A 25,106-nucleotide genomic window follows, 5' to 3' on the forward strand; every position below is an offset into this window, starting at 1 on the left:
AATCATTATTAAACAAAACTATCGATATTAGCCCCGTCGAAGAGGTAGTACCTAACCAAGGAGCATATTCATTTGTACTGAGTAATTAGTAATCAACTACCTGTTATACTTGAAAAGGAACAATCGACTACATAATAGGATTAATAAGCCCAGAGTTATTGAACCCCCTCCAGAGCTAGAACCACTAGAGGGCGGCTCAATTACAGTTGCTTCATTAACAATAATCGTGATTTCTGCTTGCGTTTCATTTTGGTCAGTATCAACTATTGCGGCTGTGATAATATGAGTACCTGCGGCAAATGAGGTGTTTAAGACACCGTTTTGACCTATCCATTCATTATTCACATACCATTGTATAGCGTCGCTGATATCTCCATCTTCGACATCAATAGCTATGGCATTAAAAGTCACCGTTTGATCACTTTGGTACTGACTGTTTTCATTGGGTGAGTTAATTGTTAATTGTGGTGGATAAAGCTGCTTGTTAACTATACTTAGCTGCCAACTAACTTGAGCCTCATTATTGGCACTGTCTACAATCTTTGCTGTGACAGTATAGTCTCCAACATCAAAGCTGTTGATGAAATTGTCGCCGGTAACATCAGATTCAACTTCATTGACCAACCAAATGACCTGATCGCTAACATCACCATCTTCATTATCCTTTGCTGTTACTGAAAAATTTACCGAGTGTTCTGTTGTTGTATATGGTGATGAGGGGCTGAGCCGAGTTAAAATTGGAGTTTCTTCTATATTCAATGATTGATAGGCTTGCCAGCAATCTAAACTCGGCAAGCTTCTACCTTCACTATCAGTAACCATAGCGCCGCCATTTTCTACCAATGTTTTACGAAGCTCCAATGGCGTTAGACTAGGTTTTGCTTGTTGAAGTAACGCTGCACAAGATGCGACAAATGGGGCGGCCATTGAGGTACCACTATAGTGTGATATGCCGCTATTTATTCCTGTTGCAGTAATCGTTGCGCCGGGTGCGACAATATCGACATTATCACTGCTGTTACTAAAGCAAGTCAGCTCTCCGGCAATAGGAGATGGCTCAGTACAAAACCCCGTATAGCTGCTGATACGACTATCCCACGTAGCGCCAACAGCAATGACGTTTTGCAGACAGGCAGGTGCCGTTATTGCCTCCTTATTGCCATCGTTACCTGCTGAGGCAAACAACGTGACGCCTCTGGCATGCAGTTGATTGATAGCGTCAGCCAAAGGCTTTGTCCAACTGCGGCTATCATCACAACTTGATGTGAACAGTGCACTAGTGCCAATACTCATATTTACGATGCTAACGTTGGGTAATTCAGTAATAATGTGATCAAGTGCTGCAACGACTTGAGATGACGAATCAAAGCTATTGTTGGCATCTAAGACTTTAAGAATATGCAACTGAGTATTAGGAGCCCCGCCTTGTGGTGCAATGGTGCCTGCACCGGCTAAGATTCCTGTGACATTAGTGCCGTGGCCGTGTTGATCATAAATCGATTCAGTACAATCACTTGAAAAACAGGCACGAGAGACAACTCTTTCAGTAAAGTCTAGGTGATTTTCATCTAAGCCAGAGTCAATAATTGCGACTTCTATGCCTTCACCCGATAAAGGAATTGCCTTAACTAAGTCAATATTACTTTGTGGAATTGCTTCGTTAAGGTGACCAACTCCTCCACTGTTATCTAAACCTATGTTTTGTACCAACGGTGATTTGGCAAGTGCTTTGATTACCTCTGTAGACGTACGAATAACGATGGCAGGTACGGCGTTGTAGCTGCGAATTACTTGAAACTCTTGCCCCTTTAGGACGTTAATAACACGTTCTTTTCGTGATTGAATGAGTTTTTTATGCTGAGTTAACAACGCTGAGGCTTCGCTACTTTTCCTACGACTATTGTCACTAACGAGAACTTGAAGGTTAGAGTTGTCATGACCGAAATAAACAAGATAAGTTGCCTTTTCTAATGAAAACTCAGAAATACTCGTATCAAATTTATTGCTAATAGTATCTATATCATTCGCAACATCGGCTAAACTGTAATTGCTTGAACTAAAAAAGAAAATTACAGCAAAGAGTAAGAGGTTATATACATTTTTCATGGCTAACTGCGGGTTAAATTGTTGGTTGCAACAGGAATACGGTTAAGTATACATTTTTTGCGTTAAAAAAATGTGAAAGTCACATTAGCTTTTGAGAGTAAACCAAAGGCCGTTTATGTATTCGTGTGGGTAAAATCATATCGTTTTTAATTTTCTACTATCGACAGCCCCCTTAAATTCCAAAAGCGTCATATACTGAATATCATAATAATAACGGGCATGGGCAGGGCATAATATGTTAGAGCTGGCTGTTGTATATTTAGCTGCGGCGATTTTGGCCGTACCAATCGCAAAACGTTTAGGGCTAGGATCTGTACTTGGCTACTTATTGGCAGGGATATTGATAGGCCCTTTTCTTTTAGGGCTTGTTGGTGATCAAACGGACGTTATGCACTTTGCCGAATTTGGCGTTGTGATGATGCTTTTTCTTGTGGGGTTAGAACTGCAACCATCACGACTATGGAAGTTAAGGCACTCAATTCTAGGTCTCGGTGGCCTTCAGATGCTCATCACAACAATATTTATTTTTGCCATATGTGTTGAGTTTTTATCTTTACAGTGGCAAACGTCTTTGGCGATAGGTTTAATGATGGCTCTATCCTCGACGGCTATTGTGTTGCAAACTCTCAATGAAAAAGGCTGGACAAAACAGGAGGCAGGTCAGAATGCGTTTTCAGTTTTGTTGTTTCAAGACATAGCTGTCATCCCTATTTTAGCGCTGCTCCCACTATTAGCATTTAGTGATGATGTAAAAAGTTTATCAGGACATGGCAACTTAATTGCGCACTTCCCAGCTTACCTACAGGTTATTATTTCGGTAGCTGTGATCACATCAATCATACTTGCAGGTAAATATGTATCAGCGCCTCTATTTAGGTACATTGCAGAGACTCGTTTGAGGGAGTTATTTACCGTGTTTGCCTTGTTTTTGGTGATATTGATAGCCGTTATCATGCAAAAGGTTGGTTTGTCACCAGCTCTTGGGACATTTTTGGCCGGTGTCGTATTAGCTGAGAGTGAATTTAGGCACGAGCTAGAAGTAGATATTGAGCCTTTCAAAGGGTTATTACTTGGTTTGTTCTTTATTGCCGTTGGCGCGTCGATAGATTTTCCATTGCTATTGGAAAACTATGCAATAGTTATAATGATAGTTGCGGCATTGATTGTCGTTAAAGCGTTTGTACTTTACATACTGGCAATGATTTTTAAAATGGAAAGTAAGCAAAAGCTACTGTTTAGTATGGCATTAGCTCAAGGCGGTGAATTTGCGTTTGTATTGTTATCTTTAACTACATCCCTCCATATCCTTAGCCAAGAACAAAGTAAGTTGGCAACATTAGTCGTGGCAATATCAATGTTACTTGCACCTTTGTTGATCATGGTATATGAAAAAATTCTAAACAGCTCTAGCCAGAAACAAGACGAATATGATGATCCTAAGCAAATTGAACCAACTAACAGCGTAATAATTGCTGGTTACGGTCGCTTCGGACAAATTATTGGTAGGCTACTGACGGCACAAGGCTACCATTTGTCCATACTCGATCACAGCCCAAGCCAGATTGAATTCCTCAAGCGCTTTGGTCATAGAGTTCATTATGGAGATGCAGCAAGACAAGATTTATTAGAAGCTTCTGGCGCTAAAGCTGCGCAATTATTGGTTATTGCAATTGATGATCCTGATAAAATTCTAGAAATAGCCAGTATCGCTAAAAAACACTACCCAGATTTAGCCATTGCAGCAAGGGCATTTGATAGACGACATGCCTATGAATTAATGAACATAGGTATCACCTCGTTTAAAAGAGAAACGTTCGATTCTGCACTAAATTTAGGTATTGAAGCGTTAACTTTACTTGGAAACAGCGCCAAGAGTGCACAACGAGCGGGTAAAATTTTTGCCGATCATGACTACCAGACCATACGAATGCTTGAAGATGTGTGGGGTGACGATCATAGCTACGGAGTAGCCGTTAAGCAGAGAATGGAAGATATCAAACAAATTCTAATCAAAGATAAAGAAGAGCAACACAGGCTAAACACATGTCACGGAGAAAACTGTGAGGATAAGCAGAAGCTTGATCATTGATGAATATACCATATCCAAATAGTGCAGCTGCTAAATGGACATCATATTGGTTTGCAGCCTAAAGGTAAGAACATTTATGAGTCGGCTCTCTTACTCTGCTTTACCTGCTTTTATACGGGGGAAAGCGTGTATAGCCAATAAATTGTTAATAAACAACAAGGCCGACTCAAATCTTGTATCTGTTCATTAATTTCTACCATAGTGTTTTGGTCACTAATTAAGTAATATATGCGCCAATTTACTGAGCACTTATCAGGTACTAATAAGTGCTCAATTATTGTGATTCTTCTTGCCAAGATAATTTACGTTTCGCGATCCGCTTAACTCAAAAATTGCGCTAGCAAGTAGAAAGTAATCTAAAAGAATATTCATTAATGAAAAAAAATACCGTCCATATTGGTTTAACTAACCCTAAAGGTCCAACCAATGTCGGTGCAGTTATGCGCGCTGCGGGCTGCTTTAATGCCGACCAAGTCTTTTACAGTGGCGAGCGTTTCGCTCGAGCTGCTAAGTTTAACACCGATACTAAAAATAGAACCTCGACGATTCCATTAACGGCCAAGGATTGCTTGCTTGATAATGTACCTGAAGAAATGACGATTATCTGTGTCGATCTTGTTGAAGGCGCTGTGTCACTACCTGAATTTGAACACCCAAGTCACGCTTATTATGTTTTTGGTCCGGAAGACGGTACTATCAGCCAAGACGTTATTGATAAAGCTGATGCTGTTGTTTATGTGCCAACCAAGGGTTGCTTAAATTTAGCTGCAACAGTCAATGTTGTGCTTTATGACAGGCAAGCTAAGTTAACGGAAATCCCGCAAAATAATGACCTGATCCGTACAAGTAGGGATACCAATAATCGGGTTAAAGTGAAAGGCGTGTAGACTTTAATTGGCGACTAACGGACGTCGTTACCTTGCCTGTGAATATCATGTATCTAATGCGGTGTGGCAATAGCAACCTTCAATGTCACTTATAATCGTTGGTGTGTTATAGCCTTTGAAGTAATTATTTAAAACAGTTTCTGCGAACCCTACAGTATTTGAACAGCCAATCCCTGCTCCGTAGGGCCCAAAATAAACAAGTTCACCTTCGCTGCCAATTAGCGCCATAGCGGGGGTTGCTGGCACTAAGTTGGTATTACTCACTTCTACATTGATGATGCTCATGTTTTGTTTTCTTGCGTTGAATAATACCTTGTTTATATGTGGCTTTGAGATGTTATTGCATCGACATTTTTTTTCAAAAAAATGCAAAACGGTATTGGCCAATTGTTGTGACGGTTGGCGCACAAGACTGGTGAGCTTCAGCTGAAATGTTTCTTGCTCGATATTGACAAGAGATCGCTTAGGATCAAAGGCGACTAGCTGTTGGCGAATAAAGTAGCTAAAGGCAACAAATGTGCAAATCAGCCATAAAAGCACGGCGATGGCATGCACTGTGTGCCTGCTCAAGAAAGACATGTTATTTAAAACTTGCCACACTGGCTTCCATTTCAGCTGCGCTCGACTTAAGTGCCTCCGCTTCAACTGAAAGCAACTCTATTTTTTCAATGTCTGTTTGAACGGTTGCCCGCAGCGTTTCCGTACTTTGAGCAATACCATCGGTAGTGGACGATTGTTGCTCTACTGCCGCAGCAACGTTTATCGCGATAGCGCTTGAGGTTTCCACTATGGCAGATGCTTGCTCAATTTGTGCGATGGCTTTGTCGGTGACTTCGATGACTTCTGTTACGACAGAGATGCATTTTTCCATAGACACTGTTGTGCTTTTTGAATACGTCACCAATACATTAAGGGTTTCGCTAATTTTATCTGTGCTTTCCTTGGTTCTGTTCGCCAACGCTCTAACCTCGTCCGCAACAACGGCAAAACCACGCCCTTGTTCACCAGCTCTAGCGGCTTCGATGGCCGCATTTAAAGCCAATAAATTTGTTTGATCAGCTATGCCTGTGATTTCAGTCAATACCGTTGTGATTGCGTGACTAGAGCTGGCTAGTTCAGAGACTTCGTTACTGGTGGTTTCCAGTGCTTGGGTTAACTGTTTGTTCTTTTTATTGATATCAATAATGTCAACATTGGTTTCCCGCGTATATTGGTTGGCCGCCTGCATTTGATCGCTTAGCTGTGCCGTTTCCTCTGCAATGGAAGAAACTGTCACGGCCATTTGCTCAGCAGACGTTGCAATGGAATCTGTTTCTACTTGTCTATTTGCTGATGATTGTTCTAATTCATCCTTTGCAGCGTTCAACTGCTCCGCATTATGATTTAGCTTGCTAACACGTGATTTAACTTGCGTGATCACTTGATCAAATAGAAGCAGTAAGTTATTAAAGTTGTCCAAAATATCACTTTTTCTTTCTATCGCACGTATTTTCAAATCAATAGCCGTCGGGTCTTTGGTGACGCTATTAGCTATGTCTGATAGTTCAATACCTATACTGCTTTCATCTTTCATAAGTTTCGCAATATAGCCGGCAATAGAGGCCTCAATCAGTGCATAGACCGCATGGATGACGACATTATTAAAATTCAGTCGGTATTCATCAAATAAATAAACGGGCTGTCCACTGGATTGTAAAAAATAAAACGATAAATGATGAACTGCAACAATGGCTATCGCGGAAACAAAAACCCGCCAATCACCAAAAATGATTAAAAAGGCCATCAATATGAATATTTCAAAGTGAACTTCTATTAAACCGCCAGTTTGATGGATATGAAGAAAAGAAAAAATCATCACTGATAGCGCGGCTACATGTTTAGTGAGATTCGCATCAGGCATGACGTTAATGAAGTAAATTGCTATTCCTAGAGCTGGCAACCCAATCACAAACGCTTCAATAAAGGTTTGATTTAAAAATGCTAACACGACCGACTCGGTAAACAGTAGTATGATCAAGTAAAAGAATAGCTTATTCGTATTGTTCATTTTTGACCCCTACAGGACAGAGTTGAACGTTCCTTGTTAAACAAACCGTTGCTTCACATCCAGTGATGTTAAGGTGATATTGGTTTAACTATAGAAGTGAATGTAAATTTTAGGTAACTCTTGAGGACATTTATTCTTTTTTGAATATTATTTTTCAAGTTATTAATAAAGCGCATATTAAATACGATGCTTACTAGTTTTTTTGTTCAATTGATTCTCTTTCCAACAAACGAGTGAATTCCCTTTTTTATACTACCTTTCCCAAATTTGGGACTTTAGCTGTTTCATTTTTAAGATGGTAAGAATTAAAGTCTTTAATTTCAATGAGTAAAGAATTGGTATGCATTTAGCAATCTCCTCTCGTAACCTCACATTAAACTATGGACAGCAATATGGAAATGACCACCATATTAAATAGAACCGACAATAAACGTTACCGAGCTCTTAGGCTGATTGTGCTAACAGTGTCTTTATTGAGCGTATCATTGTGGGCAATTTCTTCCGTAAATATTGATGCTACCCCGTCAGCTGCTGACATAAGAATTGCCGCGGTTTTACAAGGGGATTTTGACGTAAAGGTCAGCGGTTATGGTCGATTGAAAGCTAAAAATCAACGGATGTTGACCAGCCAGTCACAAGCGACAGTTGAAAGCATTTCACTGTATCCCGGCGCAAGAGTAACGAAAGACACCGTGATTTTGACTCTTTCTGATCCTCAACTTGAACAAGAGCTTGTTAATGCTCGATTAGAGTTAGGGCGCCAGCAGGCGCAAGCAAAAGAGCAAATCATCTCGCATAAAAGCCAATTGCTAGAACGTGAAGCACAAATTGCCTTGCTGAACAGTGATTTGGAGATTGCCCAATTAAGAGCGGAAGCTGAAAGAAAACTCATTGATAAAGGCATCGTCAGTATTCTTGATTACAAACGCACGCAACTTGATGTTAGGCAATTGAGTCAACGTGTCGATATTGAGCAGAAACGACGTACTCAACTAAAAGCGATGCAAAAAGAGCGTACCAATATCCTGCAGGATTTGGTCATTCAATATCAGGCGAACTTTCAAACCATTAAAAAACGTCACGACAGACTAACGGTGCGGGCGGGACTAGATGGTGTCTTGCAAACATTGCCTGTAGAAATTGGCCAAAGTGTAATTGCTGGTTCACAACTTGCTCTAGTTGGCTCAGATCAGAAGCTCGTTGCACAGTTAAAAGTACAGCATTCTCAAGCGGATCAAATTGCCATCGGCATGTTGGCGACCGTCAATACCTTTGGCGAAACGGTTGATGCTAAGGTCATCCGGATTGAATCGATAGTTACCGACGGACGCGTAATGATTGAACTTGATTTACTCGGGAAATTGCCCGCCAACGCGCGTCCGGACTTAACCGTAGAAGGGCAAATTTTAGTTAAACAAATTGCTGATACGCTGTATGTCGAACAACCGAGTAACACTCAGCCTTACACGACAAAGAATATTTTCGTCGCTGCAAATAATCAAAAAACAGCTCAGCTGACATCATTAGAATTTGGTACAGTTTCAGGAAGTCAAATTCAAGTGGTTAAGGGTGTTCAGCGCGGCGATAAAGTCATTGTTTCGGATATGACGCAATGGCGACAGCAATCAACAATTGAGCTAATAGACTGAATTGAATAAATATAAGAAAAGGAAGCAATAATGGATACACCTACACAAACAAGCAGTATTATTTCGCTGAAAAATTTGTCAAAAACTTTTACCACCTCTGATATTGAAGTAATGGCATTAACGGACATAAACTTGGATATTAATCAAGGTGATTACTTATCAATCAGTGGTCCCTCTGGCTGTGGTAAATCGACTTTATTGTCTATTCTAGGCTTATTAGATTCTCCGACTGATGGCCGTTACGAAATCGAAGGGGTAGACACATCATCGTTAAAAATGGATCAACAAGCTGAGTTGCGCAATTTGCATATTGGTTTTGTTTTTCAGTCGTTTAACCTGATAGATGAATTAAGCGTTTTTGACAACGTGGCATTGCCATTAACCTACCGCGAACAAGCGCTTTCAAGCGAAGAAATCCAACAACGCGTTATCAAAGCACTATCGCAGGTTGAAATGGAGCATCGCCAATCACACAAGCCAAATCAATTATCAGGCGGACAACAACAACGTGTTGCCATAGCGCGAGCGCTTGCTGGCGAGCCATCAATATTACTGGTGGATGAGCCAACAGGGAACTTGGATTCAAAAAATGGTGATGCCGTGATGGACATTTTAGGCCAGTTAAATAAGGTGGGCACCACCATTTGTATGGTAACTCACGATCCCCGTTATGCCGGACACGCGAACAAGCAGATACACTTGCTCGACGGCAAAATTATCGAACAATCGAATGCGCAGTCAATGCCTAATAATAAGTCCTATGATGAACCTGAAAGCGTGCGCTTCCCTGAGCCAGAGGCGGTGTAATGATGAGTAAATTCACCAAAATATCCAGCCAGTTAAAACTGGCATTTTCTTCGCTAATGCAGGCGCCGGGTTTTGTCAGCTCAGTATTGGTTACTATGTCTTTGACGATGGCGACCTTGTTTGTCGTATTTTCGCTGGTTAATAGTTATTTTATAAAGCCGCTAAACGTTTTAGACGAGAAAAATCTATATGTGCTTGAGCAGGAAGTAGATACGCCATCGGGCACTCATGCACACTTTCAAAGTTATAAGGCAATAGTCCACTGGTTTAAAACACAAAATAGTTTCGAACGAGCTGCCGCTATTAGTCCAGCTGAATTTATGATCACCAATTTACCGGGCGAGCCTAAATATACAGTGACCTATACAACGCCTGATTATTTCGAACTTTTTAATGTAAAGCTGGTGCTAGGGCAAACATTTTCGTCAGACCTAAACATAGATCAAGCGTCTGATAATATTTTAATTTCTGAACATCTTTGGCGCAGTGTCTACAATCAAGATCCGAATATTTTAGGAAAATCAATTCAAGAAGGGGAGTACAGCTACAAGGTCATCGGCGTGGTGTCATCTAGCTATGAACCGCCGTACATGTTTTATGAAGGAAAATCTGATTTGTGGCTTCATTTTGGCTCAGATCGACGTTTTTACAATGATGGCGAATGGGATAACCCCTGGGATAACACCTATGGTTCATTAAAAATGGTCGGTACTAAAAAGGTGGGGGTGAGCTATGACGAAATGTACCAAGATTTTGATGACAGTATTGAATCGATTCGTGCGGAATGGATTGAAGGCTACGATACAGCCACGGATTTTAGGCCGTTACTCACACTATATCGCTCGGTAGAGTTAGGTGATAAGGGGCATTTGAGCTTATTCTTACTGGCTGGCACATTGGGGCTGTTTGTCATTGCTGTCGTGAATGTCAGCAATCTATTTTTCTCTCGTGCACTAGCTCAACATAAAACCTTGGCACTACAAGCGGTGCTAGGAGCTAAACGAGGATTGCTGTTCTCTTCTATCTTATTGCAAACGTTAATTCTAATGGTTAGCTCTTTGGTGATTGCACTATTTATTGCAGCTTGGGGCATAAAGCTGTTTAAGTTTTTAGCATTGGGTAAACTGCCTTTAGTTCAGTCAATAGCTATCGACATGAATTTATTGCTGATGGCGGCCGTGTTAAGCCTTTTATTGGCTTATCTTTTTGCTTTTGTTACCTCGCGTTTGATTAACTACCGCGCATTAAGCACACAGTTACAATCCAGTGGTAAAGGTGGTGTAAATCAGGTTTCAGGAAGAACGGTTCGCGTGTTGGTGAGTTTGCAAATGGCACTGGCCTCAACATTGATAATTATTGCGTGTTTGGCGCTGACCAAAACACATCAAACCTTAAATCGTCCTATGGGTAGTCATATTGAAAACTTCTATTCAGTGATTGGTTTTATTCGTAATGAAAATAAAGAGCTGTCTATGGCAGAGCGCTATGAAAAGCAAATTAAGGTTCAAAGTGAACTTGGGAAAATTGCAAAAATAAAGAGGATCTCTACAGGTCACAGTCCCGTGTCAGTTCGTATTACTAAAGCGACAATAACCAGTAAGCAAGGAGAGCAAACCCCTTTTATTCCTCAGGCGTGGGTTGGGCCTGAGTACTTTGACCATACAGGGCTGAAAATTCTTAAAGGACGTACTTTTAGTGAAGCGGCGATTCGCGCAGAGAAACATGAAGTCATGGTCAGTGAAAGCCTAGCGTACATGCTTGACCCGCAAGGTGATGTGTTAGGTAAAGTATATGAAGGGCGTAATGAAGATAACGAAATTGTTGGGATTACCGAAGACTTTAATCACCCCAATTATTATGATCAAGACCAAGGTAAACATATTTGGTGGCCAGGCCAGCCGTTTTCTTATAACTACATCATTGAGGTTAACGAAGGGCAAACTCTGTCGCGTGCTGAATTACTGAGCGCTCTGCGAGAGCAAGATGCAAGAATGAACATATGGGAGTTCCGCTCTTTTGAAGCGGAGCATGATAAGATTATTTACTTGGATAAGATAACTTTGTACGTTAGCTATATATTGGCCGCGTTTACGCTATTGCTTGCCAGTGTCGGTATCTATGGGGTGATCAGTTATAACTTAGGACTAAGACGTTTTGAGTTTGGCATTCGCATGGCGCTTGGCGCTAAAAAATCGCGCTTATATGCTTTGTTAGTTAAAGATGCTGTAATGCCTTTGACTATTGGAGTTGCCATCGCCTTGGTAGCAATTATTGCGATTTATGGCTTATATAAAACGCAATTGAGTCAATGGTTAAGTTTTGAATTTGGCTTAGCACTGCCGGTATTACTGATGACAGTGGTGATTGCACTTTTTGCTAGTTATCGACCGATGCAAAAGATCATTAAAAATAGACCAATGCGTGCGCTGCGCAACGAGTAATCGACGAATACTCCTTAACTACTATGAAAAATAGTGGTTAAGGAGTCGAGATAAATAATAATAAAAGAGAATTAGCGTTATATATGAGTGTAATTTTAGTCATTGATGATCAAGTTGATGTTCGCATGTCAGCGTCTATTGCCTTAGCCAATCATGGTTTCACTTGTCTTGAAGCAGACAGTCCCCATCAAGGGGTAAAACAATTAAAATCGCAACATGTTGATCTGATTTTATTAGACATGAATTTTAGCTTAGACACGACCTCAGGCGATGAAGGGTTGAATTTTTTAAGGCTGCTTAAAGAGCAATTTAGTCAAATTCCCGTTGTGATGATGACAGGATGGGCAAGTGTAGATATCGCTGTGCAAACGATGCAACTTGGCGCTGCTGATTTCATCGAAAAACCGTGGAAAAACACACGATTGGTCTCAATCGTGAAGCAGCAACTACAAAGCGCAGAGCTTCATCAGGAAAATGCCCGTTATACTGCTTTAAACCACAGTGTCCACGTGGAAGGCTTTGTTAGCTCGCCCGAAATGTCTTCACTATTACGTAAAGCTCAACGCGCTGCAATGAGCGATGCCAATATCTTGATTACCGGTGAAAATGGGACAGGAAAAAGTTTACTAGCTAAATATATTCATCAACATTCTGCTCGTGCTGATAATCGTTTTGTTAGCGTTAATATGGGAGCAATTCCAGAGTCTTTATTTGAAAGTGAGCTATTTGGCCATAAAAAAGGTGCCTTTACAGATGCTAAAGAAAATCGTCTCGGTCGATTCGACATAGCTTCAAAAGGGACGCTATTTTTAGATGAAATAGGGACTCTACCGCAAGCACTTCAAGCGAAAATGTTGCGGGTATTAGAAACCGGAGAATATGAAATTGTTGGTTCAAGCCACACCAGTCAAACCGATGCGAGAATATTATCTGCAACCAACGCAGATTTAGATGCGTTGATTGCTAAAGATAATTTTCGACGAGACTTATTGTTTAGGTTAAATACGGTTGAGTTGCATATTCCGCCGCTCAGAGAACGACCTGACGATATTTTAATACTTGCAAAGCATATGCTTGCAAAACATGCACAAAAATATAAACGCGAAGGCATGAGTCTTGCGACAGAGGCTAAAGCGGCTATGGTTAAGCATACTTGGTTGGGCAATGTTCGCGAATTAAGCCACTGTATTGAACGTGCTGTAATAATGTCTGACGATAATTGCCTAGATACACTATCGCTTGGATTAAGCCAATACAACGCTCAACAAGCCACCTCTTCACCGCTGATGACGTTAGAAGAAAGCGAAAAGCAGGCCATTATTCAAGCATTGCGTTATTATGACGGCAATGTCATGGTCGCCGGTGAGTATTTAGGTTTGAGTAAATCAGCGTTTTATCGTCGACTAGAAAAGTTTGACTTAGATCCCAAAGAATTGGAGAAATGAATTGTCGGCGAAGTATTCGTTAGAAACCCGATTAGTCTTATTGTTTAGTGTTTCGGTGCTACTGCCGCTATTGCCTTGTGCATATATCATTTGGTCGCAAGGGTATGACTTTCTTGAGAGTTTAACCATAATACTTGCCTTTCTTATTCCAAGTATGTGGCTGTTTTATCGTTGTTATAGCTATACGACAGACGTGCTTGAACGTATTGGCTTGCAATTGGACTCTTTGGGCAATGATGAATTTAATAGCTGGCATTTAGCGGGTTATACTGGCGGTAGAATTAATGCGCTGAAAAAAGACTTTGCTAAATTAGGAAGCAAACTAGCGGGCAAGCGCAATGAGTATTTGCATAATGAATCCTTTGTTTTTGACCTGATCAAGGAATTGGAATTACCCATCCTGGTTTTAGATCATCATGATCAACTCTATACTGCTAATGCCAGCTTTTCGGCACTCAATCAAACCCCAGTAAATTCATTATTAGGAAAACATGCTAACGCGTTTGGGCTATCGAAATCGTGTCACCAATGGCAGCAAGACGAAAGTGGGGCATTAAAGCAAAGGTTTGAAGTAAATACCCATGTGATCAAGCGCAATGGAAGAAACTATCAACTCTTGGTTTTGTTCTCTATAGAGCAGCAGTTGCGAGACAATGAAAAGCAAGTGTGGCAGCGATTGATACGTGTGTTAAATCATGAGGTGAGAAATTCACTTACGCCTATTTATTCAATGTCGCAATCGCTTCAGGAAATGAAGCTGATGGGACCGCTTAACAATGAGCAACAAGTGGTTGAAAAAAATATACTACAAGTGATTGAAAACCGCTCGCTACAACTGCTGGAGTTTGTTGAGAATTACAGTGCCTTTAGTAAATTACCACCAGCCAGTAAACAAATAACCACGAGTGACGATATCAATAATCGTATTGACGCTTTGTTTCCTCAAATTACTATTGCCCAGCAAGAAAATTATAAAGTGATGGTTGATTTAGGGCAATTAGAGCAAGCGCTGATTAACTTGATTAAAAATGCAGTTGAAGCATCAAAAGCGGATATGCCAGTAGCAATGAACTGGCAAGAGACACAACAAACAATCAATATTGTCATCATTGATGCAGGAACAGGCATCATGAATCCTGATAATTTGTTTGTTCCTTTTTATTCAACAAAGCCCGACGGCTCAGGCATAGGGCTTATCCTCAGTCGTGATCTGATACGAAATCAAGGTGGCGAATTAACACTTTGTAATCGCACCGATGCTCAAGGTGTTGTTGCAACCATTACCTTACCCAAACAACTCGACTTATCTTAATGCCTAAACGTGTATTTTTTATTCCTGGTACCATGTGTAATGAGCAGCTTTGGTCGCCAGTGATTGATGAGCTAAAAGGTATTTATACGCCTGAGCACCTTGCTATCCCTAATCATCTAACATTTGAACAAATTGCGCAGCAGTTACTCGCTCAATTACCGGATGAAAAAGTTAACTTAGTCGGTTTTTCACTCGGTGGTTATATCGCAAGTTATTTAGCATGCTACCACTCCGAGCGGGTAGAGAAAGTATTGGTAGTCGCTAATAGCCCATCGAACTTAAGCGAACATGAAATAAATCAACGACAAAGCTTAATGAGTTGGGTAAAAAGCCATGGCTATAGCGGTATGACCAGAAAAAAGGCGAGCAATTACCTTGACGAGCCCTCTACAGAAACACATTCTTCACCCAATAGAGAGAGTATCATTTGGCAAATTTTAGCGATGGACAGGCAATTAGGGCAGGAGACACTGCTCAGTCAAATGCTAAATACAACGCATCGAGAAAACTTATTAACGGGATTAGCTGATACTGAGATCTCGGTAACGCTTTATGCTAGTGAGAGAGACCCTTTGGTGAATTGGCCTTGGATAGAAGAGTTGAACTGTTTAGCCCCCCATCACAAGATAATAAAAACCCAAGGTCGTGGCCACATGCTGCCACTTGAAAAGCCAAAAGAATTGGCAAAACATATTAAAACATGGCTCAGTTGTATTTAGTGAGATAACAAGGCTTGCTGGTAGATAAATCCATAGTGAAATAAGTGTATCGCGTATATAATTGGCGCCAACTCTTATGCGCTCATTCACACCAACAAATAGTGGCATGCGCATATTCGTCAATATCGCCTAGAAATTTAAGTGAAAACCATGAACCACGAAGAACTGCTTGCACTATTGAATCAAACCGGACAGAAGAATATATTTTTTGGTCCTCAAGGGTTTGAATTGCTTATCAATGAAGATGAAGTAGCGCGTGGGCAAATAGGATATGGTTTGGATGCTCAGGGGCAATCTCTGTCTGGCGAGAGTGAAGGCGATTGGCAATACAGTTGGTTGGTTATTGCCAAAGATACTGAACTGGGTGATGTTTATTTTATTGATTTAAACGATGATGACTGCCCAGTATTTACTGCATTTAAAGGTGAGGATACTTGGGAAATAGAACAAGTAGCCACATCGCTAGCCGAGTTTATCGCTTGTCTGCAAGTGTTATTTGACCATGGTCAGCAGCGCAGTGCTATGTTTGTTGTTGAATCGAGTACGATAGTCGACCCAATTCTGATCAAAAAATTGCAAGCTTCGCTAATTGAGGCCTCACAGTGTCCCGCTTTTTGGACCCAATTCATTAATGGTTACACAGCTTGGTTATCAGATGAGTGATAGGTTGAACAAATTAGTGTGCTACGCAAGAAATTAATCGCGATATTGGCCTTTTAGCATACTAATTCATTGCTATAATGCGCATCCATTTAATAACTGCAGTTTCTTATGTTTACATTAATTTCGCCACAGCAATATCGAAAAATCCCTTGGAAAAATGGTTTAGGACATACGCTTGAGTTAGCCATTAGCCCGGGTGGTACGATTAACGATTTTGATTGGCGATTAAGTATAGCCACAGTTGCTCAAAATGGCGTATTTTCTAACTTCAGTGGTTATTCACGAAAACTAGTACTGATTTCTGGGCAAGGGGTGAGCCTTACCCACGATAAAAAGCAAACAGATGAATTAAGCGACTTACTGCAGTATTCTTGTTTTGACGGTGGCGCACAAACGATGTCGTTATTGCATGGCGGCCCAATTGATGATTTTAATGTGATGGTTAAACAAGGGAATTACCAGGCCGATGTACTAACTTTTAATGAAGTAACTGATTTAAATTTTACCGTAGATGAACTCACATATATTTACTCGGTAACAAGCGATATAGCATTAATGCATCCTTCACAAGAGTCCCCTGTAATTGTCCCTAAACATCACCTATTAGCTATTTCTGCCGATGAAATCAATGAGGTAGAGCGCCCGTTTGGTCTTTCTGGTAAAATGATTATTGTAGTTAAATTGAAGAAAGTTAGTGAAGTGTAGGTACCAGATGAATCGCAAAAAGAAGATCAACGAAACGCTTAAAGCAAAGCAGAAAAAAGCCAATGCTAAGCTACATCGTAAAAATAAGCCTCGTTATATTTCAAAAGCAGAGCGCGCTAAAATAGCCGCACAGGAAAATCAACAAGAAGCTAACAAAAGCGACAGCCAAAAAGCTGAGTAAACAGTATTCCCTGAAAGACGCTCAGGCTAATCTAATGGAAAATACCCATTATCCGTTAACATTTTCTGTCCTTTTGTGCTCAACATATATTCAATAAATTGCGTGGTTTGTTTTGATGGGTGCTGATTTATAATGATGTTAAGTGGCCGTTTAAACTCGTAGTTAGGGTTAATTCTTCGACCTATCATCGGTGCTCGCTGATTTAAGCTAAGAATTTTTATGAAAGCTGTATTCTGACTTCGAGAAAAAATAGTAAATGCGCCTAATGATTCGAACGCAATGGCATTTGTTTGTCGAGATACACTGCCAAAAGCCTGATGTATTTTATTGAATATATAAGTATGTTTTTTAGCGTATAAGTTGTTAATTCCTTCCTTCTTAAATGTTAATTTATTTTGTTGGCCATTCGCTAGGCTGCTATTTAATCCGAAATAATCGATAAAAGCCGAGTGAGTCCCATGTCTTTTGGCCTTACTTAACAGCATAATGTCATCATCTAATGCTTTGTAATGGTTGTCAGGAGGTTGTGCAATGTCTTGCCAATTTAATAGTGCACCTGTGTACATACCTCTAACTTCAGCCGCATTTAAATTAGTGATTGGATTCTGAGCGTTGACTAAAAATACAATGGCATCTTGGCCAATAGCTATTTGAGTTAGGTATGGCCATTTTGATGTTTCTTGTTCAGTTAAAAAGCGAGATACAATACCTATATCTGACAAACCTTCAGCAATTGAAACAACGCCTTTATCAGAGCCAATGGGCCGGACCAGTATTTTTATGCCTTTATCTTGATGAAATTGATGTTTAACTACCTCCAATACCTGCGCCATAGAAGTTGAGCCGACGATAAAAAGTTGCGTATCGTCCATCGCTCGAGTTTTGAGCGGTAAAATTAGAACTATGATTATCCCTAATAACATCAATAACCTTGTCATCGGCATACCATTTTAATGATGAGCTATGGTGTAACTATAGAAGAAAAAAGGGAAAAATGTAGGGTATAAAAAAGCCTCTGTTTTGCAGAGGCTTAAAGTAGTTAAGTTAGAAAAGTTACATCAAAGTAAATGTTAAAAGCCACATTGACGGTTTTTGTTTTTCTCTTTTAACCAAGAATGCAATGGTGCAAAGTAGTCGATGATTGCTGTCGCATCCATTTGCTCACTTCCCGTTACTACTTTGTAAGCTTGTTGCCATGGTTGGCTTGAGCCCATTTCTAACATTTCATTCAACTTAGCACCAGCATCTTTGTTGTTGTAAATTGAACAACGGTGGATAGGATCTGTATTACCTGAAATTTCACATAATGCACGGTGGAATTCAAATTGTTGAATATGCGCAAGAAAGTAACGTGAATAAGGAGTATTTGCGGGTACGTGGTATTTTGCACCTGGATCAAATGCATCAGTAGCACGGTCAATTGGAGCTGCTACACCTTGATATTTCTCACGTAATTCCCACCACACTTTGTTGTAATCTTCAGGGGCAACTTCTCCTGAGAATACTTTCCAGCGCCATTGGTCAACAAGTAAACCAAACGGGATGAAGGCAACTTTGTCTAGTGCCATTTTCATTAATAAGCCAATGTCTTTTGACTCATCAGGAATTTCATCAATTAAACCAATTTCTTTTAAGTACTTCGGCGTAACAGATAAGGCAATAGTATCGCCAATCGCTTCGTGGAATCCGTCATTGGCACTGTTTTGATAAAATACCGGTTGTGCTTTATATGCACGTTGATAGAAGTTATGTCCTAGCTCATGATGGATGGTAGAAAATTCTTCACCGGTTTTTTGAATGCACATTTTAATGCGAATATCGTCTTGGCTATCAAGGCTCCATGCCGACGCGTGACACATGACATCGCGATCTTCAGGCTTAGTGAACAGAGAGCGCTGCCAGAAAGTTTCTGGTAATGCTTCAAACCCTAACGAAGTAAAAAATTTCTCAGCTCCTTTAACCATCTGAATTTCATCATAATTATGAACTTCAAGTTGTTTAGTCACATCATAACCAGGATCCGCATTGTCTGGCGCCACTAGGTCATAAATATTGCCCCATTGTTGCGCCCACATGTTGCCCAGTAAGTGAGCTGGTATAGGGCCGTCTTGAGGTACTTTTTCTGCGCCGTAATGTTCACCTAACTCAGCTCGAACATAACAATGTAAATCGTCATATAAAGGCTTTACTTGACCCCATAATCGATCAAGCTCTTTAGCAAACTCATCAGCTGGCATGTCGTAATTTGAACGCCACATTTGCCCTAAGTCTTCATAACCTAGGTTACTTGCACCTTCGTTAGCCAAGACAACTTGGCGTTCATAAAGTGGTTTAATCGCAGGGCTAACATCACGCCATCCTTGCCATAGCTCTAATAATTCGTCGTAATCCCTTGAAGTCGACATTTTCGATGACATAGCAACTAAACTTAGTTTTTCACCTGCTTGCGTGGTGTAGGTGCCTTTGCCGTACATAGCGCCCATTTCAGCACCAAGTTTTGCTAGTTCAGCTGCTTTTTCAGTGTCTTGCGGCGCTGGAATAACAATACTTTGCTTAAGAATATTAAGTTTTCTTCGTTGGTCTGCGGTAACCTCAACATCATCAAACTTTGCCGCCTCTACTGCAAATTCTACGGCGGCAACGGTTGAGTTTTGATTTGCTTCAGAAGCAAGACTTGCCGTGTCATCAGTTATGAAGTTTTGATAAATCCATTCGGCGCGAGCACCAATCTGATTTAGTTGATTTGTTTCTTTTTCTACCTCTTTTAAAAAGGTTTCTGCATCTTGTGATGTCAGTGCTTTTTCTTGTGTCGGAATTGACTTGTCTGACATTGATGTATTCTTAGTTGCAGCCTCCTGTCCACATCCGCTTAACGCGAGTGCTACAAGGCTGGCAAGTGTTGTAATTTTAAACGTATTTTTCATGATTACATTCTTATATTTATTGTGTATGGAAGAATTGCAAAGGGCAGTATATATGAAGATTGGAATGAACTAAATGGTTGAAGGAATAAGACACAACCGCACAACATCCGGTTGTGCGGTTGGCTTAACATCATGAAACAAGGAAGTATTACATAGCGCTTAACAAAAAGGTTGAATTGCTAAGCTAATTTAATTGTAGCCCTTATTTTTGGAGATAGTTACATTTTTTTGTAACACAGCAGTAACATATTGTTTTTTAATCGAAAATAGTTCTTTTTTTGAGCGGGATCGCTTTGGTGCATTGATAGATCTAGGCTTTTTTTCATAATGTTTTTCTTTAGGGCAAAAAAAAAGCTCAATCGAATGAATGATTGAGCCTATATATAAGGGAGAGTATAACAAAGTCACTTTACAAGCTTCTGTCTTGAAAGTGATTTTAGTATAGGGAGAAACAGTGTTTTTTACTGTTGTGTCTTTGTGTTCAATTGTAATCGGTTAAGCATTAAATTTTGGGCAAAAAAAAAGCTCAATCGAATGAATGATTGAGCCTATATATAAGGGAGAGTATAACAAAGTCACTTTACAAGCTTCTGTCTTGAAAGTGATTTTAGTATAGGGAGAAACAGTGTTTTTTACTGTTGTGTCTTTGTGTTCAATTGTAATCGGTTAAGCATTAAATTTTGGGCAAAAAAAAAGCTCAATCGAATGAATGATTGAGCCTATATATAAGGGAGAGTATAACAAAGTCACTTTACAAGCTTCTGTCTTGAAAGTGATTTTAGTATAGGGAGAAACAGTGTTTTTTACTGTTGTGTCTTTGTGTTCAATTGTAATCGGTTAAGCATTAAATTTTGGGCAAAAAAAAAGCTCAATCGAATGAATGATTGAGCCTATATATAAGGGAGAGTATAACAAAGTCACTTTACAAGCTTCTACCTTGAAAGTGATGACAGTATAAAATGCAGAGCTGTATTTTACTGTCGTACTTCTGTATTCAATTGTAACCAGCTTGCTTTCGGCTATTTCTAGCCCAAAAAAAACTCAGTGCAGATTGACAGATCAGGTCACTGAGTCCAGGGATAAAGTATTTCTGAGAGATTTGAGTAACTAAACTAGATAAAGTTCCCTGTAATTTGAAATAAATATTAAATTCTTCGTAGAACTCGATTCTATGGGGAAAACTAATTGATTATTTATGTTTAATTCTGCTTTATCAACATACCTTATTGACGCAATAAAACAATTTGCGCTATTTTAAACGGATGTTTGAATTTAGTTTGAATACCTGTCGATGCTAGTAGGAAAAAATGAGCACAAAAAATAAAATTTTAGATGCAGCAGAGTTGCTGTTTGCCGATAAAGGCTTCAATGGTACGTCATTAAGAGAAATAACTAGTCAAGCCGAAGTCAATCTTGCTGCGGTAAATTATCATTTCGGTTCAAAGAAAGAGCTGATCAAAGCGGTAATGTCCAGGTATATGGACGAACTTTCCCCTAATTTAGAAAGGGCTTTGCAAAGTGTGTGCGCGAAAGAAGCACCGACATTGACAGAAGTGTTTACGGCTTTTGTCGAGCCACTATTGTCTTTAAATGAATATCGAGAAAGTGGTACTAGTAATTTTTTACAGTTATTAGGACGTGGATATACTGACAGTCAAGGATTTCTGCGTTGGTTTCTAACAACGGAATACCCTAATGTTATTTCAGGGTTTGTAGAAGCCGTTCACAAAGCATATCCGGAATTAACGCCTGAAGAAATGTTTTGGCGATTACACTTCACAATGGGCACGGTTGTATTTACCATGTCGTCAAGTGATGCATTATTAGATATTGCTAAAAATGATTATGACGAAGACACGGACATTTCCGGTGTAATCCGTCACGTTATTCCATATATTGCCGCAGGCGTTGCTGCACCATTGAATTAGCGGTTCATTTTTAGTCGACGATAAGCGATATTTATCATTAAATATCGCTTTTTATTTGCCAATTTCCCAAGGAATAAATGCTATGGGTCCATTGATGATGGATGTTCAAGGAACATCTCTTACCCAAGAAGACAGAGAAATATTGGCTCACCCATTAGTGGGCGGACTAATCCTATTTACCCGAAATTATCAAGATCCCAAACAAGTTTCACATCTAACCCAACAAATAAGGCTGGCGGCTGGTAAAGACATCTTAATTTCAGTTGATCATGAAGGTGGCAGAGTACAACGCTTTCGAGAACAATTTTCAGCCATACCTGCGATGGGAAATATTTGGACTTTAGCTCAACAAAACGTAAATAAAGCGATAGAGCTTTGCTTTCATGCGGGTTTATTAATGGCTTTGGAGGTGAGTTCGGTCGGTATTGATATTAGTTTTGCGCCAGTACTGGATATCAATGACATAAGTGATGTGATTGGCGATAGAGCATTTCATCAATCGCCTGAAATCGTTTCGCAATTAGCGTCCTCTTTCATTAAGGGAATGCATCAGGTTGGTATGAAAGCTACAGGAAAACATTTTCCTGGCCACGGCAGCGTTAAAGAAGATTCGCATTTTGCCTTGCCTGTTGACAGGAGAAGTCGAGAAGAAATTATAGAATTGGATATGTTGCCATTTGTTCAAATAAACCAACAAGGATTGCTTGATGCTGTAATGCCTGCACACGTTATTTATCCAGCGTTTGATGAATTATCTGTAGGTTTTTCTCCTTTTTGGCTGCAACAAGTTCTACGTAGTGAGTTAGGTTTTGATGGTGTTGTATTTAGTGATGATTTATCGATGACTGGAGCGGCTAGCATTGGTGGCTTTGTTGAACGTGCTGAAGCCGCACAACAAGCAGGGTGTGATATGTTGTTGGTATGCAATGATCGAAATGCAACCATTGAAATACTAGATAATGCTAATATTAGCGTGTGCAACCAGTCACAACGTCGTCTGAGAAAAATGCTGACCAAAACACTACTACCCTTCGATGAGTTACGTAGTTTAAAAGAGTGGACGTTAGCACGCGAGATGTTGAAAATAGGCTAAACGAACAATACGTCATTCGAAACTGGCTTATTGCTGGTCTGTGAAAAATAAAAATAAAAATGAACACGGTATGGACATGATAAAAGCACAACTTAACAATAGATATTTCAGCCTGACATTAGGGCTCATTCTAGCCTTAGCCTTTTACATTGGCTTGTTAGCTATTGGCGTGCCTGAAAAAGCTGCTATCACTGCGGCCGTAACGGCATTGACTGTTACGTGGTGGGTTAGTGAAGCACTGCCAATACCCGCTACTTCTTTGGTGCCTTTCGCACTTTTACCTCTTTTTGGCGTTGTCGAGCATAAAAACGTTGCCTCTGCACTAGGTAGCCATGTCATTTTATTACTTATGGGCGCTTTTATGCTCTCTAAAGCACTTGAGAAAAGCAAAGTGCATGAGCGTTTAGCAATATATATGATTAATCTTGTCGGGTTATCTAGCGGTAAGCGACTTGTTTTTGCCTTTATGTTGACTTCTGCGTGTTTGAGCATGTGGATATCAAATACAGCAACAACTTTGATCATGTTACCCATTGCTCTTGCGATATTAAAAAAAGTTGATAATAAAGCGATGTCATGCGCATTGGTGCTGGGAATAGCGTATGCCGCTAGCTTAGGAGGTGTTGCTACTCCTATTGGAACGCCGCCGAATGTTATCTTCATGGCAATATATGAAGAAAGCATTGGTAAAGAGTTTAGTTTTTTGTCATGGATGAAAATAGGTGTACCTGTTGTGCTGATTTCATTACCATTGATGGCCCTGTGGTTGACTCGAAATATTAAAACTTCACTCGATCTTACATTACCTAAATTGACCCCATGGCGGACGGATGAAAAGCGGGTGTTGATTGTCTTTGGTTTGACGGCACTAGCATGGATCACCCGTCAAGAGCCTTTTGGCGGTTGGACAGGTTTACTTGACCTTAAGGGCGTGGGAGACAGTACCATCGCATTAACATCTGTCGTGGTTATGTTTATCGTTTCTGACGGTAAAAAAGGGCGTTTGCTTGACTGGGATACAGCAGTGAGTATTCCTTGGGGCATGCTATTACTTTTTGCTGGCGGAATAGCGATTGCTAAAGGGTTTGTTGCGTCAGGATTGAGCACTATGCTTGGTGACTGGTTAGCATCTATGGCAACCTTATCTACCCTTGTCATGATCCTCATTATTTGTCTTGTGGTGACTTACCTTACCGAAATAACCAGTAATACAGCGACAGCAACCTTGCTATTGCCAATTCTAGCGGCAACAGCGATAGCAGTAGAACAAGATCCTTTGCTATTTATGATCCCGGCAACAATATGTGCGAGTTGTGCGTTTATGTTGCCCGTAGCAACAGCACCAAATGCCATTGCTTATGGCACAGGTACCGTGGAGATAAAGGACATGGTTAAAGAAGGCTTTATTTTAAGTTTGTTGACTGTATTTACTACAACTGGTGTTAGCTACCTGATGCTATCGTAATTCTAACTGAGCGCATTAGAAAGTAGATGCGCTCTTCATATTCAAATAGGTTTTCACTTACTTTCAGATGTGTGTGTATCCAAAGAAGCACAGACTGCATTAAAATTGTTTATGCTACGCGTGGGTTTGAGCCGCTACTCTTTGCTGTAGCAATTCCTTGTAACTCCCTAACTACAAAGTTATTATCCGCAACATATTCTATTCGTTGACAAAATTACGGTTTTGTTGAAAGTAAACTCGAGCGATCGTAAGAGTTTAGTCTAATTGCCAGACATACTGAATTGAATTACGCTATTTACACTGTTATTTACCTAAAATAGTAAAGAGCCAATCTTGAGTGAAACTCAACTAATAAAACTGCTTAAAGGGTTTATTGTTATAGGACTCTGCCTTTTGTTATTAGGGCACTATTTGTTGTCATATGCGCATTTTCCACAAAAATATGGCGTAACAGGGATGATAATCAGTGCCAGTTGTATTGCGTTTGGTTTGGTATTTTCTTTACCCACAAAAATGTATTTAACATTTTTGTGGGTAAAGAAAGAAAACGATCAAAAAGTGAATGCAAAAGGAAAACAAAAGAATAAACGTGGATAAAATGAGCGATGATTTATCAACTATGCTTTGTCCAAGATGATGAATTTT

The 25,106-nt window shown here is 40.1% G+C and carries 20 protein-coding genes; 15 read left to right on the forward strand and 5 right to left on the reverse strand.

Annotated elements, in window-relative coordinates:
• Window positions 1-96: 96 nt before the first annotated feature.
• Window positions 97-2,106: a S8 family serine peptidase gene (locus QUE03_RS07635; protein WP_286266754.1), complete on the reverse strand. Its 2,010-nt coding sequence runs from the start codon at window positions 2,104-2,106 to the stop codon at window positions 97-99.
• Window positions 2,107-2,341: 235 nt separating this feature from the next.
• On the opposite strand from QUE03_RS07635, the gene QUE03_RS07640 reads away from it, so the two are divergent.
• Both QUE03_RS07640 and QUE03_RS07645 read left to right on the forward strand, forming a co-directional pair.
• Window positions 2,342-4,195 (forward strand): monovalent cation:proton antiporter-2 (CPA2) family protein, encoded by a 1,854-nt coding sequence (locus QUE03_RS07640; protein ID WP_286266755.1) that lies wholly within the window; start codon window positions 2,342-2,344, stop codon window positions 4,193-4,195.
• Window positions 4,196-4,569: 374 nt separating this feature from the next.
• Complete coding sequence (locus tag QUE03_RS07645) at window positions 4,570-5,082, forward strand: RNA methyltransferase (RefSeq protein WP_286266757.1); 513 nt, start codon at window positions 4,570-4,572, stop codon at window positions 5,080-5,082.
• Window positions 5,083-5,127: 45 nt separating this feature from the next.
• Here QUE03_RS07645 and QUE03_RS07650 read toward each other — a convergent pair whose 3' ends face one another.
• Together QUE03_RS07650 and QUE03_RS07655 are read right to left on the reverse strand one after the other, a co-directional pair.
• On the reverse strand, window positions 5,128-5,682 hold the full coding sequence (locus QUE03_RS07650) for a DUF6436 domain-containing protein (RefSeq protein ID WP_286266759.1): 555 nt from the start codon (window positions 5,680-5,682) through the stop codon (window positions 5,128-5,130).
• Window positions 5,663-7,129 (reverse strand): methyl-accepting chemotaxis protein, encoded by a 1,467-nt coding sequence (locus QUE03_RS07655; protein WP_286266761.1) that lies wholly within the window; start codon window positions 7,127-7,129, stop codon window positions 5,663-5,665. The genes QUE03_RS07650 and QUE03_RS07655 overlap by 20 nt, the downstream gene beginning before the upstream one ends.
• Before the next feature lie 398 nt (window positions 7,130-7,527).
• On the opposite strand from QUE03_RS07655, the gene QUE03_RS07660 reads away from it, so the two are divergent.
• The 9 genes from QUE03_RS07660 to QUE03_RS07700 all read left to right on the forward strand — a co-directional run bounded on the left by QUE03_RS07660 (window position 7,528) and on the right by QUE03_RS07700 (window position 17,051).
• Window positions 7,528-8,778 (forward strand): efflux RND transporter periplasmic adaptor subunit, encoded by a 1,251-nt coding sequence (locus tag QUE03_RS07660; RefSeq protein WP_286266763.1) that lies wholly within the window; start codon window positions 7,528-7,530, stop codon window positions 8,776-8,778.
• A gap of 30 nt (window positions 8,779-8,808) precedes the next feature.
• Window positions 8,809-9,585 (forward strand): ABC transporter ATP-binding protein, encoded by a 777-nt coding sequence (locus QUE03_RS07665; protein WP_286266764.1) that lies wholly within the window; start codon window positions 8,809-8,811, stop codon window positions 9,583-9,585.
• Window positions 9,585-12,026, forward strand: a complete 2,442-nt coding sequence (locus QUE03_RS07670; protein ID WP_286266765.1) for an ABC transporter permease — start codon at window positions 9,585-9,587, stop codon at window positions 12,024-12,026. Before QUE03_RS07665 ends, QUE03_RS07670 begins: the two co-directional genes overlap by 1 nt.
• Before the next feature lie 83 nt (window positions 12,027-12,109).
• Window positions 12,110-13,471, forward strand: coding sequence for a sigma-54-dependent transcriptional regulator (locus tag QUE03_RS07675; protein ID WP_286266766.1), 1,362 nt, complete (start codon window positions 12,110-12,112; stop codon window positions 13,469-13,471).
• Window position 13,472: 1 nt separating this feature from the next.
• Window positions 13,473-14,783: a sensor histidine kinase gene (locus tag QUE03_RS07680; protein WP_286266767.1), complete on the forward strand. Its 1,311-nt coding sequence runs from the start codon at window positions 13,473-13,475 to the stop codon at window positions 14,781-14,783.
• The gene (locus QUE03_RS07685) at window positions 14,783-15,502 is read left to right on the forward strand and encodes an alpha/beta fold hydrolase (protein WP_286266769.1); all 720 of its coding nucleotides are present in this window, start codon (window positions 14,783-14,785) and stop codon (window positions 15,500-15,502) included. Before QUE03_RS07680 ends, QUE03_RS07685 begins: the two co-directional genes overlap by 1 nt.
• Before the next feature lie 150 nt (window positions 15,503-15,652).
• A complete protein-coding gene (locus tag QUE03_RS07690; protein ID WP_286266772.1) occupies window positions 15,653-16,165 on the forward strand; it encodes an SMI1/KNR4 family protein in 513 nt (170 codons plus the stop codon).
• Between the two features lie 108 nt (window positions 16,166-16,273).
• On the forward strand, window positions 16,274-16,870 hold the full coding sequence (locus tag QUE03_RS07695) for a HutD/Ves family protein (protein WP_286266775.1): 597 nt from the start codon (window positions 16,274-16,276) through the stop codon (window positions 16,868-16,870).
• A gap of 7 nt (window positions 16,871-16,877) precedes the next feature.
• Window positions 16,878-17,051, forward strand: coding sequence for a DUF2986 domain-containing protein (locus QUE03_RS07700; protein ID WP_286266777.1), 174 nt, complete (start codon window positions 16,878-16,880; stop codon window positions 17,049-17,051).
• Between the two features lie 26 nt (window positions 17,052-17,077).
• On the opposite strand, the gene QUE03_RS07705 is transcribed toward QUE03_RS07700, so the two are convergent.
• Both QUE03_RS07705 and QUE03_RS07710 read right to left on the reverse strand, forming a co-directional pair.
• Window positions 17,078-17,989 (reverse strand): substrate-binding domain-containing protein, encoded by a 912-nt coding sequence (locus tag QUE03_RS07705; protein WP_286266779.1) that lies wholly within the window; start codon window positions 17,987-17,989, stop codon window positions 17,078-17,080.
• 132 nt (window positions 17,990-18,121) lie between these two features.
• On the reverse strand, window positions 18,122-19,975 hold the full coding sequence (locus tag QUE03_RS07710) for a M2 family metallopeptidase (RefSeq protein WP_286266780.1): 1,854 nt from the start codon (window positions 19,973-19,975) through the stop codon (window positions 18,122-18,124).
• Between the two features lie 1,307 nt (window positions 19,976-21,282).
• Here QUE03_RS07710 and psrA point away from each other — a divergent pair.
• The 4 genes from psrA (at window position 21,283) to QUE03_RS07730 (ending at window position 25,058) form a co-directional block, all read left to right on the forward strand.
• A complete protein-coding gene (gene psrA / locus QUE03_RS07715) occupies window positions 21,283-21,903 on the forward strand; it encodes a TetR family transcriptional repressor PsrA (protein ID WP_286266782.1) in 621 nt (206 codons plus the stop codon).
• An 82-nt stretch (window positions 21,904-21,985) separates the two neighbouring features.
• Complete coding sequence (nagZ, locus tag QUE03_RS07720) at window positions 21,986-22,996, forward strand: beta-N-acetylhexosaminidase (protein ID WP_286266784.1); 1,011 nt, start codon at window positions 21,986-21,988, stop codon at window positions 22,994-22,996.
• 76 nt (window positions 22,997-23,072) lie between these two features.
• Window positions 23,073-24,461 (forward strand): SLC13 family permease, encoded by a 1,389-nt coding sequence (locus tag QUE03_RS07725; protein WP_286267791.1) that lies wholly within the window; start codon window positions 23,073-23,075, stop codon window positions 24,459-24,461.
• 333 nt (window positions 24,462-24,794) lie between these two features.
• Entirely contained in the window at window positions 24,795-25,058 is a 264-nt protein-coding gene (locus QUE03_RS07730; protein ID WP_286266786.1) for a hypothetical protein, read from the forward strand.
• The last annotated feature ends 48 nt before the right edge of the window (window positions 25,059-25,106 follow it).

Origin of the sequence: Thalassotalea atypica (assembly GCF_030295975.1) — a bacterium.
Taxonomy (GTDB): Bacteria; Pseudomonadota; Gammaproteobacteria; order Enterobacterales; family Alteromonadaceae; genus Thalassotalea_F; species Thalassotalea_F atypica.